Annotated in this window: 15 protein-coding genes; 5 read left to right on the forward strand and 10 right to left on the reverse strand. The window is 66.0% G+C overall.

The annotated features are described in order from the left end of the window. Positions 1–9 precede the first annotated feature (9 nt). Both lolD and E1956_RS12015 read right to left on the reverse strand, forming a co-directional pair. Positions 10–741 carry a lipoprotein-releasing ABC transporter ATP-binding protein LolD gene (gene lolD / locus E1956_RS12010; RefSeq protein ID WP_134749090.1) on the reverse strand — a complete coding sequence of 244 codons (732 nt, stop codon included), beginning with the start codon at positions 739–741 and terminating at the stop codon, positions 10–12. Beyond that, positions 734–1,987 (reverse strand): lipoprotein-releasing ABC transporter permease subunit, encoded by a 1,254-nt coding sequence (locus tag E1956_RS12015; RefSeq protein ID WP_134749092.1) that lies wholly within the window; start codon positions 1,985–1,987, stop codon positions 734–736. The genes lolD and E1956_RS12015 overlap by 8 nt, the downstream gene beginning before the upstream one ends. Positions 1,988–2,341: 354 nt before the next feature. On the opposite strand from E1956_RS12015, the gene E1956_RS12020 reads away from it, so the two are divergent. The 5 genes from E1956_RS12020 to E1956_RS12040 all read left to right on the forward strand — a co-directional run bounded on the left by E1956_RS12020 (position 2,342) and on the right by E1956_RS12040 (position 9,387). Continuing rightward, positions 2,342–3,556 (forward strand): regulator, encoded by a 1,215-nt coding sequence (locus E1956_RS12020; protein WP_197732788.1) that lies wholly within the window; start codon positions 2,342–2,344, stop codon positions 3,554–3,556. A 31-nt stretch (positions 3,557–3,587) separates the two neighbouring features. Further along, positions 3,588–5,294 (forward strand): single-stranded-DNA-specific exonuclease RecJ, encoded by a 1,707-nt coding sequence (gene recJ / locus E1956_RS12025; RefSeq protein WP_134749096.1) that lies wholly within the window; start codon positions 3,588–3,590, stop codon positions 5,292–5,294. 192 nt (positions 5,295–5,486) lie between these two features. Then, a complete protein-coding gene (prfB, locus tag E1956_RS12030) occupies positions 5,487–6,515 on the forward strand; it encodes a peptide chain release factor 2 (protein ID WP_134749098.1) in 1,029 nt (342 codons plus the stop codon). A 216-nt stretch (positions 6,516–6,731) separates the two neighbouring features. Beyond that, positions 6,732–8,267 (forward strand): lysine--tRNA ligase, encoded by a 1,536-nt coding sequence (lysS, locus tag E1956_RS12035; protein WP_134749100.1) that lies wholly within the window; start codon positions 6,732–6,734, stop codon positions 8,265–8,267. A gap of 376 nt (positions 8,268–8,643) precedes the next feature. Beyond that, entirely contained in the window at positions 8,644–9,387 is a 744-nt protein-coding gene (locus E1956_RS12040) for a glycine zipper 2TM domain-containing protein (RefSeq protein ID WP_134749102.1), read from the forward strand. 182 nt (positions 9,388–9,569) lie between these two features. Here the strand turns inward: E1956_RS12040 and iscX are convergent, their stop codons facing one another. The 8 genes from iscX to iscR form a co-directional block, all read right to left on the reverse strand. Next, positions 9,570–9,767 (reverse strand): Fe-S cluster assembly protein IscX, encoded by a 198-nt coding sequence (gene iscX / locus E1956_RS12045; RefSeq protein WP_134749104.1) that lies wholly within the window; start codon positions 9,765–9,767, stop codon positions 9,570–9,572. Positions 9,768–9,793: 26 nt separating this feature from the next. Continuing rightward, positions 9,794–10,135 (reverse strand): ISC system 2Fe-2S type ferredoxin, encoded by a 342-nt coding sequence (fdx, locus tag E1956_RS12050; RefSeq protein WP_134749106.1) that lies wholly within the window; start codon positions 10,133–10,135, stop codon positions 9,794–9,796. Between the two features lie 191 nt (positions 10,136–10,326). Then, entirely contained in the window at positions 10,327–12,198 is a 1,872-nt protein-coding gene (hscA, locus tag E1956_RS12055) for a Fe-S protein assembly chaperone HscA (RefSeq protein ID WP_134749108.1), read from the reverse strand. 141 nt (positions 12,199–12,339) lie between these two features. Then, positions 12,340–12,876, reverse strand: coding sequence for a Fe-S protein assembly co-chaperone HscB (hscB, locus tag E1956_RS12060; protein WP_134749109.1), 537 nt, complete (start codon positions 12,874–12,876; stop codon positions 12,340–12,342). 118 nt (positions 12,877–12,994) lie between these two features. Further along, entirely contained in the window at positions 12,995–13,318 is a 324-nt protein-coding gene (iscA, locus tag E1956_RS12065; protein WP_134749111.1) for an iron-sulfur cluster assembly protein IscA, read from the reverse strand. A gap of 23 nt (positions 13,319–13,341) precedes the next feature. Further along, positions 13,342–13,746, reverse strand: a complete 405-nt coding sequence (gene iscU, locus E1956_RS12070) for a Fe-S cluster assembly scaffold IscU (protein ID WP_134749113.1) — start codon at positions 13,744–13,746, stop codon at positions 13,342–13,344. A 91-nt stretch (positions 13,747–13,837) separates the two neighbouring features. Beyond that, positions 13,838–15,061 (reverse strand): IscS subfamily cysteine desulfurase, encoded by a 1,224-nt coding sequence (locus E1956_RS12075; protein ID WP_134749115.1) that lies wholly within the window; start codon positions 15,059–15,061, stop codon positions 13,838–13,840. Positions 15,062–15,138: 77 nt separating this feature from the next. Then, on the reverse strand, positions 15,139–15,672 hold the full coding sequence (gene iscR / locus E1956_RS12080) for a Fe-S cluster assembly transcriptional regulator IscR (protein WP_134749117.1): 534 nt from the start codon (positions 15,670–15,672) through the stop codon (positions 15,139–15,141). Between the last annotated feature and the right edge of the window lie 118 nt (positions 15,673–15,790).

The following is a 15,790-nucleotide window of genomic DNA, read 5'->3' on the forward strand; positions in this document are numbered from 1 at the left end:
CGTTGTCGATCACACCGGGACGACCGGCTCCACATGCAGCATGCCGTCGCGCAGCCGTACGATGCGGTCGCAGCGCGCCGCGAGCTCAGGGTCATGCGTGACGATCACGAAACTGGTCTGGAACTGGTCGGACAATTCGAGCATCAGGTTGAACACCGTGTCCGCCGTGCTGCCGTCGAGATTGCCGGTCGGCTCGTCTGCCAGCACGCAGGCGGGCCGCGTGACCAGCGCGCGGGCGACCGCCACGCGCTGGCGCTCGCCGCCCGAGAGCTCGCCGGGCCGATGCCGTGCGCGATGGTCGAGGCCCACCCGTGCGAGCATCTCCATCGCCTCGCGGCGCGCATCGTCCTGTGTCATGCGGCGGATGCGAAGCGGCATCGCCACGTTGTCGAGCGCCGAAAACTCGGGCAGCAGATGGTGGAACTGATAGACGAAGCCCAGCGCGCGGTTGCGCAAGTCGTTGCGCTCGCGCTCGGAAAGCTCGGTGAACGGCTTGCCGAGCAGCTTGACGTTGCCGGTGCCTGGCTCGTCGAGTCCGCCCAGCACGTGCAACAGCGTGCTCTTGCCCGAGCCCGACGCACCCACGATCGCCAGCTTCTCTCCGCGCTTCACGGAGATCTCAGTGTCGTGCAGGACGTTGACCGAGAGCTGGCCCTGGCCGAACACCTTCGAAATGCCGTGCGCTTCGAGCACGTACGGATAGTCGCCCGCCGCGGCGAGGATCGATTGACGGTCATTCATAACGCAGCGCCTCCGCCGGACGAACCTTGGCCGCGCGCCAGCTGGGATAGAGCGTCGCCAGCGCGGAAAGCACGAACGCAATCGAGCCGATGCGGATCACGTCGGAGGCGACGAGTTCCGAAGGCAGCTCGCTGATGAAATAGACGGACGGCGGCAGGAATTGCACGCCGAGGAGGTGCTCGATCATCGGCACGCTCCACGGAATGCTCCACGCGATGAGACAGCCGAGTGCGATGCCGATGGCGGTGCCCGCGAAACCAATCGTCACGCCCTGCACGAAGAAAATCTTCATGATCGAGCCGGGCTGCGCGCCGAGCGTGCGCAGGATCGCGATATCGGCCTGCTTGTTGGTGACGGTCATCACGAGCGACGAGACCAGGTTGAACGCCGCCACTGCGATGATGAGCGTGAGGATGATGAACATCATGCGCTTTTCGATCTGCACCGCCGAGAACCAGGTCTTGTTCTGCTGTGTCCAGTCGCGGATATAGAGGTCACCAGAAAGCGTATGCACGAGCTGGCGCGCCACCGCGGGCGCGCGCTGCATGTCCTTCAGGCGCAGGCGCACGCCGCTCGGCGCGGGCAGCCGGTAGAGCACTTCGGCGTCGTGGATGTTGATCAGCGCAAGCGAGCTGTCGTACTCGTAATGCCCCGACTCGAACACGCCGGCCACCGTGAACTGCTTCAGGCGCGGCAGCATGCCCGCGGGCGTGATGCTGCCCTCGGGCGCCACGAGCGTGACCTTGTCGCCCACCGTCACGCCGAGGCTCACCGCAAGGTCCGCACCGAGCACGATGTTGAAGCTGCCCGGCGTGAGGTCGTTCATGCTGCCGGCCTTCATCTCCTTGTCGATGTCGGACACCTGTGGCTCTTCGGACGGTTCGACGCCGCGCAGCGCGACGCCGCTCAGGCTGTCGCCGCGCGTGAGCAGCGCCTGGGCGTCCACATAAGGCGCGGCGCCGATCACCTCGCGGTTCGTCTTCGCCTCTTTCGCGGTGAGCTGCCAGTCGGGCATCGAGCCCGTTGGCGAAAAGATCTCGATATGCGCGAGCACGGAAAGCATGCGGTCACGCACGTCGCGCTGGAAGCCGTTCATCACCGAGAGCACGACGATGAGCGCCGCCACGCCGAGCGCGATGCCCGACATCGAAATGAGCGCGATGAACGAGATGAACCCGTTGCCAGTTGTGCGCTTGCCGGCGCGGGTGTAGCGCCAGCCTATCTGCCATTCGTAGGGAAGTTTCAAGCGAATCCTTTAATGCGTCTTCGTTGCGCGTGCGGCGCGCCGGCCCGCAAGCCGGATTACAGTGCCAAAGCGTTTCGGCGATCAACCGCGAAGTTTGCCACACTAGCGGCACCTCACGGACTTTGCGCCTCCTCGGCCCGCCACGCTCGCGGCCCCGGCTCCTTCCGTTGGATGCGGATTACACGCCCGGGTGCCCGGATTGTTGCCGATAAGTCGCTGATTTCTATGGCGCTCTTGTCAAATTCTTGCGAATTTGCTGCGCAGGGGCGCCCGCAGCCAACCCTTTGCCGTAACGCACGCCGGGGCCCGCGCATGGCTCGTGCCGCACCCAGGCGTCACCTGGGCCGAAGTACAATGCGCACCATCATGCCTGTCGATCGTCTCCATCTCCTCGTACCGTTTGCGCTGCCGTCCGCGGCGGCGGCCTCAACCGCCCTCGCCGGACTCGAGTATCCGGCACTCTCGAAACTGGTCGCGCGAGCGAGCCTTGGCGAACAGACGATCGGCGAGGATTTCCAGCGCACCTTGCCGCACGAACGCTGGGTTGCGCGCGCGTTCGGAGCGGCCGCGCCGCAGGCGACGGCCAGCACCGCCGGCGCACCCGGCACAAGCGGTGCAGCCGACGACGAAGCCCCGCTCGCGCCGTGGATGCTGCTCGCCGACGGCGGCACGCCCGGCGACGCCACCTGGGCCTGCGTCCAGCCCGTGCACGTGCGCATCGCGCACGACCATCTGGTGCTGATCGACCCCGCCTCGCTCGAACTCGCCGACGCCGATGCCGCGGCGCTCTACGCCGTTGCGCGGCCCCTCATCGAAGAGCTGGGCGTGCGCATCGAAGCGCCCACGCCCCAGCGCTGGTACCTGTCGAGCGAGCAGTTCGGCACGCTCGCGGGCGCCTCGCCGCTGCGCGCGAGCGGGCGCAACATCGAAATCTGGCTGCCGCACGAAGCGCAGTCGGGCCAGCGCTCGCGCGCATGGATGAAGGTGCAGAACGAGGTGCAGATGGCCTGGTTCGAGCATCCTGTCAACGAAGCGCGCGAGGCGCGCGGCCTGCCCGCCGTCAACTCGATCTGGTTCCACGCGCAAGGCGCGCTGCGCCCGGTCAAGCGGGCCTTCTCGCGCGTGCGCTCGGACGCGGCGGCCACGCGCGGGCTCGCGCTCGCCTCCGGCGCCGAGCTGGGCGCGGCGCCCGAGACGTTCCGCGCGCTTGCCGCATCGGCTGGCACACCGACGAGCGCGTCGCACGGCATTGCACCGAACAACGCACGGAACAGCACGCCCGACGGCACAGGAAGCGCAGGCACGCACGCAAACGGCGCCACGCTCGTCGAAATCGACCCGTTCTCCGCCGCCTATATCCAGCAGGACTGGGGCCGCTGGAACGCGGCGTTTGCGCAGCTCGAGCGCGACTGGTTCGCGCCCGCGCTCGCCGCCCTCGAGGCCCGCGAGCTGGCCGAGCTCGGCCTCACGCTGTGCGGCGACACCGGCTCGGTCACGCTCACCGCCACGCGCGGCGACCTGCGCAAATTCTGGCGACGCCGCGAGTTCGCGTCGCTCATCATCGACTAATGTCCAACGTTTCTTCCACGGCCTCTCACGCATGACCCGAATCGTCACCCGCGCCTGCTCCCCCGCCGATACCGAAGCCCTGATCCGTCACGGCCTGCATCCGGTCCTCGCGCGGCTCTATGCCTCACGCGGCGTGTGCCAGCCCGACGAGATCGAGACCGGCCTGAACCGCCTGATACCGCCCGCCGGCATGAAAGGGCTCGACGACGCTGCGATGCTGCTCGCCGACGCGCTCGAAGCGGACTGCCGCATGCTCGTGGTCGCCGACTATGACTGCGACGGCGCCACCGCTTGCGCCGTGGCCGTGCGCGGCCTGCGCATGCTCGGTGCGCAGATCGACTACCTGGTGCCGAACCGCTTCGAGTACGGCTACGGCCTCACACCCGAGATCGTTGCACTCGCTGCACAACGCAAGGGCGGTCAGCCCGACCTGCTGATCACCGTCGACAACGGCATCGCCAGCGTCGAGGGCGTGGAGGCCGCCAACGCGCTCGGCATCGAAGTGCTCGTGACCGACCACCATCTGCCCGGCGACACGCTGCCCGACGCGCGCGCCATCGTCAATCCGAACCAGCCGGGCTGCGAGTTCGAGAGCAAGTGCATCGCGGGCGTGGGCGTCATGTTCTATACGCTGCTCGCCTTGCGCGCCGAGTTGCGCACGCGCGGCTGGTTCGACGACGCGCGCCCCGAGCCGCGCCTCGACGGCCTGCTCGATCTGGTCGCGCTCGGCACCGTCGCCGACGTCGTGAAGCTCGATTGCAACAACCGCGTGCTCGTCGCGCAGGGCCTGCAGCGCATCCGCAACGGCCGCATGCAGCCCGGCATCGCCGCGCTGTTCCGCGCCGCGGGCCGCGACGCGAAGAGCGCCTCGGGCTTCGATCTGGGCTTCGCGCTCGGGCCGCGCCTGAATGCGGCGGGCCGCCTCTCGGACATGTCGCTCGGCATCGAATGCCTGACCACCGACGATGTGGGCCGCGCATGGGAGCTCGCCCAGCAACTCGACACCATGAACCGCGAGCGCCGCGAAATCGAAGCGGGCATGCAGCAGCAGGCGCTCGCCGATCTCGCCAACGTCGATCCGCAGGACAACGCCACGCTCACGCTCTTCAATCCGGGCTGGCACCAGGGCGTGATCGGCATCGTCGCGGGGCGGCTCAAGGAGAAGTTCCACCGCCCCTCCTTCACGTTCGCGCCCGCCGACGACAACGGCGAGCTCGTGAAGGGCTCGGGCCGCTCGATCCCCGGTTTCCATCTGCGCGACGCGATCGATCTGATCAGCAAGCGCGAGCCTGGTCTCATCCACAAGTTCGGCGGGCACGCCATGGCCGCCGGCATGACGCTCGCCGCCGCCGACGTGCCGCGCTTTGCCGCCGCGTTCGAGCAAGTGGGCCGCGAGTGGCTCTCCGCCGAGGCGCTCGCGCGCACGGTGGAGACCGACGGCGAGCTCGAAGACGCCTGGTTCACGCCCGATTTCGTCGAAATGCTCGACGCGGCCGTGTGGGGACAGGGCTTTCCGGCGCCCGTGTTCTCGGGCGAATTCGAGGTGGCCTCGCAGGCGCTCGTGAAGGACAAGCATCTGAAGCTGCAACTGCTGCGCGGGCGCCAGCGCTTCAACGCGATCTGGTTCAACCACACCGAGTCGCTGCCGCAGCATACGACCGTCGCCTACCGGCTCGTGCGCGACACGTGGAACGGCGTCTCGCGCGTGCAGCTCGTCGTGGAGCACGCGGCACCCTGAGCGGCACACGGTGCTACACCAGGGACACGCCCGGCGCGACGGCACCGCCCGCCGCGCCCTTGACGCAGGTCCAATCGGCTATAATTCAATGTTTTACACGCCGGATCACGACACAAATGGAAGCGGAACGTCTCAACGCGATCGAAGCCCTTTTGGCGGACCTGCGCACGCGCGCGGGCGAGCTACGGGGGTATCTTTGACTACGACGTAAAAGCCCGACGGCTCGTCGAAGTCAACAGCGAACTCGAAGACCCCAACGTCTGGAACGACTCGAAGCACGCCCAGGGTCTCGGCAAGGAAAAGAAGCTGCTCGAGGGCGTGGTACACGTGCTCGACGGCATCGAGAACGACACGCGCGACACCCAGGATCTCTTCGAGATGGCCCGCGAGGAAGGCGATGAGGACACGCTCGTCTCCATCGAAGCCGATGCCCAAGCGATCGAAGCGCGCGTCGCCGACGTCGAGTTCCGCCGCATGTTCGCGAACCCGGCCGACCCGAACAACGCCTTCATCGACATTCAGGCGGGCGCGGGCGGCACCGAGGCCTGCGACTGGGCCTCGATGCTGCTGCGCCAGTACGTGCGCTACTGCGAGCGCAAGGGCTTCAAGACCGAAGTGCTCGAAGAGTCCGAAGGCGACGTCGCCGGCATCAAGAGCGCGACCATCAAGGTCGAAGGCGAATACGCCTACGGCTTCCTGCGCACCGAAACCGGCATTCACCGCCTCGTGCGCAAGTCGCCGTTCGATTCGTCGGGCGGGCGTCACACGTCGTTCTCGTCGGTGTTCGTGTACCCGGAAATCGACGATTCGTTCGAGATCGAAGTCAATCCGGCCGATCTGCGCATCGACACGTACCGCGCTTCGGGCGCGGGCGGTCAGCACATCAACAAGACCGACTCCGCCGTGCGTATCACGCACATGCCGTCGGGCATCGTCGTGCAGTGCCAGAACGACCGCTCGCAGCACCGCAACCGTGCCGAAGCCATGGCGATGCTGAAGTCGCGCCTGTACGAAGCCGAGATGCGCAAGCGCCAGTCGGAGCAGGACAAGCTCGAAGCGGGCAAGTCGGACGTGGGCTGGGGTCACCAGATCCGCTCCTACGTGCTCGACAACAGCCGCATCAAGGATCTGCGCACCAACGTCGAAATCAGCAACACCAAGGCCGTGCTCGACGGCGATCTCGACGCCTTCATCAGCGCAAGCCTGAAACAGGGCGTGTAAGCCCGGGCGCGCCGCAGGGCGCCGCCCTCTCCCGCCGCGCCGCCGCCCGTCTGGAAACGTCAGACTGCGGCGCGCGCCACGGGAACCGAAGTCCGCACGTTGCGCCACACGGGACCCGACATGGCCCGATGGGCGCTGCGGCCCGCGAGGCAACCACGCCCGGGCCCAAACTGAAACATCCGCCGAAACACCGCGAATCCAATCATCCGAGCCACCATGACCGAACCGACCCAGCCGAACGCGGCCAGCGCCGCGCCCGAAGTCGACGACAACCAGATCATCGCCGAGCGCCGCGAAAAGCTGCGCGCGCTGCGCGAAACGGGCGTCGCCTATCCGAACGACTTCCGCCCCACCCACCACGCCGCCGACCTGCAGCACGACTACGCCGACACCGACAAGGACGCGCTCGAATCGCAGGCGCTCGAAGTTTCGGTCGCCGGCCGCATGATGCTCAAGCGCGTGATGGGCAAGGCGAGCTTCGCGACGGTGCGCGACGGCTCGGGCCAGATCCAGTTCTTCATCACGCCCGCCGACGTGGGCGAGACCACTTACGACGCGTTCAAGAAGTGGGACCTGGGCGACATCGTCGCGGCCAGGGGCGTGCTGTTCCGCACCAACAAGGGCGAGCTCTCGGTGCGCTGCACGGAACTGCGCCTGCTTTCGAAGTCGCTGCGTCCGCTGCCGGACAAGTTCCACGGTCTCTCGGACCAGGAAATGCGCTATCGCCAGCGCTACGTCGACCTGATCGTCACGCCCGAAACGCGCGAGACTTTCGTCGCACGCACCAAGGCGATCTCGTCGGTGCGCCGCTTCATGGCCGACGCCGGCTTCATGGAAGTCGAAACGCCGATGCTGCACCCGATCCCGGGCGGCGCGGCGGCGAAGCCCTTCGTCACGCACCACAATGCGCTCGACATGCAGATGTTCATGCGCATCGCGCCCGAGCTCTATCTGAAGCGCCTCGTCGTGGGCGGCTTCGAGCGCGTGTTCGAAATCAACCGGAATTTCCGTAACGAAGGCGTCTCGCCGCGTCACAATCCGGAATTCACGATGATGGAGTTCTACGCCGCGTACACGGACTACACGTGGCTCATGGACTTCACGGAACAGTTGATCCGCCAGGCCGCCGTGGACGCGCGCGGCAACGCCGTGCTCACGTACCAGGGCCGCGAGCTCGATCTCTCGAAGCCGTTCCATCGCCTGACGATCACCCAGGCGATCCAGAAGTACGCGCCGCAGTACACCAACGAGCAGCTCGCCGACGCCGCCTTCCTGCGCGCCGAGCTCAAGAAGTTCGGCGTGGACGCGAACCAGCCGGCGTTCCTGAACGCGGGCGTGGGATCGCTGCAGCTCGCCCTCTTCGAAGAGACCGCCGAGTCGCAACTGTGGGAGCCGACTTTCATCATCGACTACCCGGTCGAGGTTTCGCCGCTCGCGCGCGCCTCCGACACGGCGCCGGGCATTACCGAGCGCTTCGAGCTCTTCATCACGGGCCGCGAAATCGCCAACGGCTTCTCGGAGCTCAACGATCCGGAAGACCAGGCCGCGCGCTTCAAGAAGCAGGTCGAGCAGAAGGACGCCGGCGACGAGGAAGCGATGTTCTACGACGCCGACTACATCCGCGCGCTCGAGTACGGCATGCCTCCGACCGGCGGCTGCGGGATCGGCATCGACCGCCTTATCATGCTGCTCACGGACAGCGCAAGCATCCGCGACGTCATTCTCTTCCCGCATCTGCGCCGCGAAGACTAAGCATCGATAGGCCACGGCGCGCCTGATTCAATACAGACGCGCCGAACGGGGCGCATGCGGTTCACGCCGCATGCGCCCCGTTTGCTTTTCTGCGCACGTTTGCCGTTGCGCTCGCACGCCTGCTTGTCAGCCGTCGTTCAGCTCGCCATTCAGCCGTTTGTAACCAGCGGTAAAAGCGGCCGGTCCGCTTCCTGGGCATGCCAGATGCGCGATGCCTGAAACCCGCGTCGCACAGGGCTACGCGGCAGCCGCATTTGTTCCATCCCTTTTTCGATATGCGCACACGCAAGCAGGGTTACAAATTGAAACGCCCGGGCTGCGGAATTGGCTCAAACTCATCCAAACAAAGCCAACTCTGCTGAAGACGGAGCCTGTCATGAACAATCCCGATCCGAAACCGACCACACCGAACCGCCGTATTCATCCGCTCGTCGCAACTGCCGCGGCGGGTGTCATCGTCGCGAGCCTCGCAGCCACGGCGGCCATCACCGGCGTCTTCCCCAAGGCCTCGAGCACGACCGAGCAGAACGCACAAAGCCAGACCGGCCAGACCACGGTGATGGCTTCGGCGCCGGTGGTCGACTCGACCCGGCCCGCGACCAGCGCGCAAATCGCACAAAACAGCGCGCCAATCGCGGTACCGAACAACGAACCAGCGGATGAGCCCGCGCAACCGCAGCCTGCGCCGGCTGCCCAGCAACAGGGCACGGCACCGGCCGCCCCACCGCCTCAGTACGGCCAGCAGCCGCAGCAATACGCTCAGGAAGCACCGCCGCAACAGGCGGTGTGCGCCTCCTGCGGCGTCGTCGAGGGTATTTCCGAGACGCGCCAGGAAGGCCACGGCACCGGCATTGGCGCAGTGGGCGGCGCAGTGGTGGGCGGCGTGGTCGGCAATCAGTTCGGCAGCGGCAATGGCCGCACGGCCATGACGCTGCTGGGTGCGCTGGGTGGCGGCCTCGGCGGCAACGCGGTGGAAAAACATCTGCGCAGCACCACGAACTACTCGGTGCGCGTGCGCATGGACAACGGCAAGATGCGCTACTTCACATATCACCAGGCGCCGCCGTTCCAGCAAGGCCAGCGCGTGCGCGTCGAAAACGGCACGCTTGCCGCGGCCTGACGATGCTTGACTGCTGGCGCGTCACTGCGTGCGCCGGCCGCTAACGCGCGCGGCCCATCAACGAAAAAGGCGATCCGCCCCAAGAAACGCAAAAGGCGATCCACCCCAAGGGCGAATCGCCTTTTCTCATTGCGACCGGCGGCGCACCAAAGCCACCGGCAACTGAGCCCGCAAACGCGGAATCAATACTCCGAGTCTTCGATCCAGGCCGCCTGGATGGCCTCGAGAATCTTCTCGTTCGAGCGAGCCGGATCGTCGTCGAAACCTTCGAGCTCGGTGATCCAGCGATGCAGATCGGTGAAGCGCACGTACTGCGGGTCGATCTCCGGATGCGTATCCGTCAACGCCATTGCGATATCCTGCGTATCGGTCCATTTCATGGCAGCGCGCTCCTCTCTCCGATGGATTAGTGGTTTTCCTTGGCGTGGTTGATCGAGTAACGCGGAATCTCGACCACCAGGTCATCTTCGGCGGGCACGAGGGCCTGGCACGACAGCCGCGAAGTCGGCTCCAGACCCCAGGCCTTGTCGAGCAGGTCGTCTTCGGTTTCTTCCGACGGCTCGAGCGCGTTGAACCCTTCACGCACGATCACGTGACAGGTCGTGCACGCGCACGACTTCTCGCACGCATGCTCGATCTCGATGCCGTGCTCCAGCAGCGCATCGCACACACTCACACCCGGCTTGGCGTCGATGACCGCGCCCTCCGGACACAGTTCGACATGGGGCAGCACCACGATTTGAGGCATTGTGATTTCCGTATCCAATAACTTCTGTATCGGGCGCGACCTGTCTGCCGACGGTGTCATCGCCCATTCTACTGACGTCGCGCGCCTGGCTGCATCGGGAAAGCACGCACGCGTAGCGTGCTTTCCGGTGCATTTGCCGGCGCGCGTTCAAACGTCCATAACGTTCATTGACCGCGCACAGAAGCGCGCATTTAGCCGATCTCGTCGAGCTTCTTGCCCGCGAGCGCGCGCTTGATGCCCTTGTCCATGCGCCGTGCGGCGAACTCGTCGGTGCCCTCGGCGAGCGCCTTGGTTGCCGCTTCGATCGCGTCGGTGTCCTCGCCCTGCACGATTTGCACGAGCGCAGCGATCAGCGCATCGAGTTGCGCGCGCTCCTCGGCGTTCAGCAGCTCGCCATCGGCGGCCAGTGCGGAATTCGTTGCTTCGACGACGCGCTGTGCCTCGACCTGCGCCTCGCGCAACGCGCGTGCGCGCATGTCGATGTCGGCCGTCTTGAAGCTGTCTTCGAGCATCTTCGCGATGTCGTCGTCGGCGAGGCCGTAGGACGGCTTCACCACCACCGACGCCTCCACGCCCGAGATCTGCTCGCGCGCGAATACGGACAGGAGGCCATCGGCGTCCACCTGGTAGGTCACGCGGATGCGCGCCGCGCCCGCCGCCATCGGCGGAATGCCGCGCAGCTCGAAGCGCGCGAGCGAGCGGCAGTCGGAGACGAGTTCGCGCTCGCCCTGCACCACGTGGATCGCCATCGCGGTCTGACCGTCCTTGAAGGTCGTGAAGTCCTGCGCGCGCGCGACCGGAATGGTCGAGTTGCGCGGAATGATCTTCTCGACGAGGCCGCCCATCGTCTCCACGCCGAGCGAGAGCGGGATCACGTCGAGCAGCAGCCAGTCGTCCTCGCCGCCGCGGTTGCCGGCGAGCAGGTCGGCCTGGATCGCCGCGCCGAGCGCGACGACCTGATCCGGGTCCAGATTCGTGAGCGGCGGCTGGCCGAAGAACTGCTCGACGGCGCGCCGGATCACCGGCATGCGCGTCGCGCCGCCCACCAGCACCACGCCCTTCACGTCCTTCGCGGCCACCTTGGCGTCGCGCAGCGCCTTCTTCGTGGGCGTGAGCGTGCGCTGCACGAGTGCCTGCGTGAGCGCCTCGAAGCGCGGCTCGTCGATCGTCAGCGCGATCTGCTTGCCGTTCGAAAGCGCGACCTCGATGCGCGCCTCGGGCGCCGCCGAGAGCGCTTCCTTCGCATCGCGCACGCGGTCGAGCAAGAGACGGACGTCTTCGGGCGCGAGCGTGGCGCGCTCGATGCCGGACTGCTCGAGCGCCCACGCAAAGAGGGCGTGATCGAAATCGTCGCCGCCGAGCGCGGAATCGCCGCCCGCCGCGAGCACTTCGAATACGCCCTTCGTGAGCTTGAGAATCGACAGGTCGAAGGTGCCGCCGCCGAGGTCGTAGACCGCGTAGAGCCCTTCGGCGCCATTGTCGAGGCCGTAGGCGATGGCCGCCGCGGTTGGCTCGTTGAGCAGGCGCAGCACGTTCAGGCCCGCAAGGCGCGCGGCGTCCTTGGTCGCCTGGCGCTGCGCCTCGTCGAAGTACGCCGGCACCGTGATGACCGCGCCGACGAGATCGTCGCCGAGCGTGTCTTCGGCGCGCTGGCGCAGCGTCGCGAGGATTTCCGCCGAGACTTCGACGGGGCTCTTCACGCCGTCGATGGTCTGGATCTGCACCATGCCCGGCGCATCGACGAATTCGTACGGCGCATTGGCCGCGCCTTCCACCTCGGCCTTGCCGCGGCCCATGAAGCGCTTGACCGAGACGATCGTGTTGCGCGGGTCGGTGGCCGCTTCGGACTTGGCCGTGCGGCCGATGCGACGGCCGCCGTTCGCGAGATAGCGCACGACCGACGGGAGCAGCACGTGGCCGTCTTCATCGGGCAGCACGTCGGGCACGCCGCTGCGCACCGCGGCGACCAGCGAGTTCGTCGTGCCGAGGTCGATGCCGACGGCGAGCCGCCGCTGGTGCGGCGCCGGCGCCATGCCGGGTTCGGAGATTTGCAGTAATGCCATCTGTGTGATCTGTTGCGGGCCGCCTCACGTCGTCGATCGATGCGTATCGATGCGTATCGATGAGTAGGCAACCCTGTCCTGTATCCGTGTTCTACGCTCTTTTTTGCCGCACGCCCAGCGGGCGCGCCTGGCCGGGCAGCCCTAGCCTTCCAGCCGCTCGATCTGCGCGTCGACTTCGGCCGCCACGCGCTCGACGAACATCAACTGGCGCACCGCTTCCGCCGCCGGCTGGTTCGAGCCGCTGTCGAGCAGCGCGCCCAGCTTCGCGAGGCGCACACGCTCGTCGTCGCGCAATTCGGCGAGCAGCGCATCGAGCGCATCGACGTTCTTCGCGCCCACCGCATCCTCGATCGCCTCGCGCCACTCCATCTGCTGCATCAGGAACGCCGGCTCCATGGCCGTGTTGTTCTCCGCGCCGACGTCGATGCCGCGCAAATGCAGCAGGTACGTCGCGCGCTTGAGCGGGTCGCGCAGCGTCTGGTACGCCTCGTTCGCGCGCGTGGCCCACTGCATCGCCACGCGTTTTTGCGCCTCGCCGGCCGCGGCGAAGCGGTCGGGGTGCACCTGCGCCTGCACGGTGCGGTACGCGTGGTCGAGCACGCCGGCTTCGAGCGCGAACTGCTCGGGCAGGCCGAACAGCACGAAATGGCTATCGGAGAGCGAGGAAAGCGAGGCCATCGGAATGAATGTTCGGGTGGGGCTGTCGTCAGGATCGGGCGCGCTGCTGTCGCGCGGTGCGCCGCATCAAAAAATCAAAAAGGCGGCACAGGCCGCCTTTTCAGTGCAACGCGCGGGCTCAAACGCGGAAGGACTCGCCGCAACCGCACTCGTCCTTCACGTTCGGGTTGTTGAACCTGAAGCCCTCGTTCAGGCCTTCGCGCACGAAGTCGAGCTCCGTGCCGTCGATATACGAGAGGCTCTTCGGGTCCACGATGACCTTCACGCCGTGGCTCTCGAACACGTTGTCCTCGGGCGCGAGCTCGTCGACATATTCGAGCTTGTAGGCGAGGCCCGAGCAGCCCGTCGTACGCACGCCAAGGCGCAAGCCCACGCCCTTGCCGCGACGGACCAGGTACTTCTGCACGTGCTGTGCCGCTTTTTCTGTCAACGTGATTGCCATAACGTTCTCGCCCTGACCAGTCCTTAAGCCGCGTCGGCCTTTGCTTCCGTCGTGTGACGCTGACGGTAATCGGCCACCGCTGCCTTGATCGCGTCTTCCGCGAGAATCGAGCAGTGGATCTTCACCGGCGGCAGCGCCAGTTCTTCAGCGATATGCGTGTTCTTGATGTCGAGTGCCTGATCGAGCGTCTTGCCCTTCACCCACTCGGTCACGAGCGAGCTCGAAGCAATCGCCGAGCCGCAACCATAGGTCTTGAACTTTGCGTCTTCGATGACACCGTCCGCGCCCACGCGGATCTGCAGCTTCATGACGTCGCCGCATGCGGGCGCGCCAACCATGCCAGTGCCGACCGCGTCGTCATCCTTCGCGAACGAGCCGACGTTGCGCGGGTTTTCGTAGTGGTCCAGAACCTTGTCGCTATATGCCATGATCACACTCCTTCAATTCATGTTTGCCGCGCTGCATCTGTTTTGCGCTGCGGCCGGTTCGATTTACGCTGCCGACTGAAATCGGTACGCCTTAGTGCGCCGCCCACTGGATGGTCGACAGGTCGATGCCGTCCTGGTGCATTTCCCACAGCGGCGAGAGCTCGCGCAGCTTGGCGATCTTCGTCTGCAGCAGGTTGATCACGTAGTCGACGTCCTGTTCGGTCGTGAAGCGGCCCACCGTGAAGCGGATCGAGCTGTGCGCCAGCTCGTCGTTGCGGCCGAGCGCGCGCAGCACGTACGACGGCTCCAGCGACGCCGAGGTGCACGCCGAGCCCGACGACACGGCCACGTCCTTGACCGCCATGATCAGCGACTCGCCTTCGACGAAGTTGAAGCTGATATTCAGGTTGTGCGGGACACGCTTTTCCATGTCGCCGTTCACGTAGGTCTCTTCGATCACCGAGAGGCCCTTGAGCAGACGGTCGCGCAGCATGCGCACGCGCTCGTTTTCCGTCGCCATTTCTTCGCGCGCGATGCGGAACGCCTCGCCCATGCCGACGATCTGGTGCGTGGCGAGCGTGCCCGAGCGCATGCCGCGCTCATGGCCGCCACCGTGCATCTGCGCTTCGATGCGCACGCGCGGCTTGCGGCGCACGTACAGCGCGCCGATGCCCTTCGGGCCGTAGGTCTTGTGCGCCGAGAACGACATCAGGTCGACCTTGAGCTTTTGCAGGTCGATGGGCGCCTTGCCCGTCGATTGCGCGGCGTCGACGTGGAAAATGATGCCCTTTTCGCGGCAGATCTCGCCGATCGCCTCGATGTCCTGGATCACGCCAATCTCGTTGTTCACGTGCATGACCGAAACGAGGATCGTGTCCGGGCGAATCGCTGCCTTGAGCGCTTCGAGGTCGATCAGGCCGTCTTCCTTCACGTCCAGATAGGTGACTTCGTAGCCTTCACGCTCGAGCTCGCGGCAGGTGTCGAGCACGGCCTTGTGCTCGGTCTTCACCGTGATGAGGTGCTTGCCCTTGCTCTTGTAGAAGTGCGCGGCACCCTTGATCGCGAGGTTGTCCGATTCGGTTGCACCGGAGGTCCAGATGATTTCGCGCGGGTCGGCGTTCACGAGCGCCGCGACGTTCTCGCGTGCTTCCTCGACGGCACGCTCCGCGTCCCAGCCGTAGGCGTGGCTGCGCGACGCCGGATTGCCGAACTGCTCGCGCAGATACGGAATCATCTTGTCCACCACGCGCGGGTCGACAGGCGTCGTCGCGCTGTAGTCCATATAAATGGGCAGGTGGGGAATGTCGTTATTCATCTATCGCTCCGGGGGATTCTGTCTGCTGCTCTGTGTATTGCGCTGGCCGTAGTCGGGATCGAGAACCAGGTTCAGGATCAGGAACCGGCCATGTTGAATATGGAATTCGGCCCGAGCGGCACCGTGCGCACCGGCTCCATCGCCGGCGCCTCGGCGCGGCGGTCGCGCAGGACGGTGGGCGCGGCGCCTTCGCGGGCGCGCTGCTTGTCCACCAGGTCCTTCAGCGAAACCGAATCGAGGTACTCGACCATCTTCTGGTTCAGCGTCGACCAGAGCTCGTGCGTCATGCAATGGCCGTCGTGCTGCTTGGTGCCTTCGCAGGCGCCCTTGCCGCCGCACTGGGTCGCGTCGAGCGGCTCGTCCACGGCGATGATGATGTCCGCCACGGTGACGTCCTCCGCGCGGCGCGCGAGGTTATACCCGCCGCCCGGCCCACGGACCGATTCGACGATTTCATGACGGCGCAGCTTGCCGAACAACTGTTCCAGGTACGACAGCGAAATATGCTGGCGCTGGCTGATACCCGCAAGCGTCACCGGGCCCTGCTCCTGGCGCAGGGCCAGGTCGATCATCGCCGTAACGGCGAAACGGCCTTTGGTGGTGAGTCTCATGATGTAGGGGAACCGCTATTCTCGACAATTTTCGTCAAGTATAAATACATGACTAGTTTAGTCAAGTATCCGTGCCGCCATCCGGGTTATTAGGCGCATGACGAAAAGGGAAAACGGC

The organism is Paraburkholderia pallida, from assembly GCF_004524855.1.
Lineage (GTDB): Bacteria > Pseudomonadota > Gammaproteobacteria > Burkholderiales > Burkholderiaceae > Paraburkholderia > Paraburkholderia oxyphila.